This window comes from Sinisalibacter lacisalsi (genome assembly GCF_014640115.1).
Lineage (GTDB): Bacteria > Pseudomonadota > Alphaproteobacteria > Rhodobacterales > Rhodobacteraceae > Sinisalibacter > Sinisalibacter lacisalsi.
In genome coordinates this window covers 1-1,601 of sequence record NZ_BMGI01000015.1, presented here as the reverse complement: position 1 = coordinate 1,601, position 1,601 = coordinate 1, and the positions used below count along the sequence as shown (strand labels likewise).

Sequence of the window (1,601 nt, the reverse complement as noted above, 5' to 3'; positions counted from 1 at the left end):
GTAACCGGTATGAGGTTCTCGGTGCCGATGTTCGGCGTTGATTCTTTGATCAGGGTGTATGCTGCGAGCATCCGGGACAGAGGCACCGGGAGCACGAAGGTGCGGGCAGGCCGTTCTTATAGCATGAGCTGAGAGCTCGAGTTAGTAGCTGGCCGCCTCTGCGACTCGCCCGGTTGCGCCGAGAGCGCGAATCCGTAGTTGTCGTGTTGCCCGCCGCTCCCGTTGTTTTCAACTGGCAAGGGAGGCGCGCATGCGACGCGTGATCGGAATAGATATCCACCGGACTTTCGGGGAGGTGGTGATCTGGGAAAACGGTCTGACCCGACATGAAGGTCGGGTCGAAATGACCCGCACGGCCCTGGAGGGCCTCGGTCGGCAATTGAAGAAGACGGACGAGGTGGTGATCGAGGCGACCGGCAACTGCATGGCGGTGTCCCGGGTTCTGTCGCCCCATGTGAAACGGGTGGTGATTGCCAACCCCCTCCAGGTGAAAGCGATCGCCCATGCCCACGTGAAGACCGACAAGGTGGATGCGGCGACATTGGCGAGCTTGCATGCCGCTGGCTACCTGCCGGAGATCTGGACCCCGGACGCAGCGACGGAACGAATGCGCAGGCTTGTGGCGCGGCGCTATCAGGTCGTCCGGCACCGGACCCGGATCAAGAACGAGGTGCATGCCATCCTGCACGCGCATCTGATCCCGAAATGTCCGCACGCCGATCTCTTCAACAAGCGTGGCCGCGACTGGCTGAGCCGCCAGCCGGTGCCGGAAGACGAGCGAGCCGCAATCGCGCGCCATGTCCGCGAGTTGGACCGGCTCGGTGAGGACCTTGCCGTGCTCGACCGCGACATCGCCAAAGACGCGATCGATGACGAGGCAATCCAGCGGCTGCTGACTATCACGGGTGTAAATCTGACGGTTGCGGCCGGGCTGATGGCGGCGATCGGGAGTATCGACCGTTTCAACTCACCCCAGAAACTGGTGAGCTATTTTGGGTTGAACCCGCGGGTGCGCCAATCCGGCCTCGGCCCCGCCCATCATGGTCGGATCAGCAAGGCCGGGCGCAGCCACGCCCGCGCGATGCTGGTCGAGGCGGCCTGGGCAGCGGCGAAAGCACCCGGACCACTGCGGGCTTTCTTCATCCGCATCCGAGCGCGCCGTGGTCATCAGATCGCCGCCGTCGCTGTCGCACGAAAGCTCGCGAGCCTGTGCTGGCACATGCTGACGAAGGGCGAGGACTATCATTGGGCCCGGCCAAGCCTGGTCGCCCACAAGCGCCGCGCTATGGAACTGGTTGCCGGCCAGCCACAGAAGAAGGGTAGCAAGCGCGGCGCGAGCTATGCCTACAACGTGAAGGAACTGCGCCAGCAGGAGGCACGGATCGCGGAGCACGCGGAAAAGAGCTATGAACAGTTCGTTGCCGCCTGGCGACCCCACGCCCCCGGGAAAGGCAGCGGGTGTGCGATCGCCTCAAATCGGCAGGGACTGAATGGGCTGCCCGGTGACGCTTCCTGCCGACACGCCACGCTTCGCCACGAGGTCGAACGCACTGGTGAAAAATAGCAGAAGCCCGCAGAAAAGTCTTTTCGATCTCATCCGT

The 1,601-nt window shown here is 63.5% G+C and carries 1 pseudogene; it reads left to right on the top strand.

The window, feature by feature from the left end:
• Positions 1-268: 268 nt before the first annotated feature.
• Positions 269-1,453: pseudogene (locus IEW01_RS17595) on the top strand (IS110 family RNA-guided transposase); the annotation flags it as partial.
• Positions 1,454-1,601 lie beyond the last annotated feature (148 nt).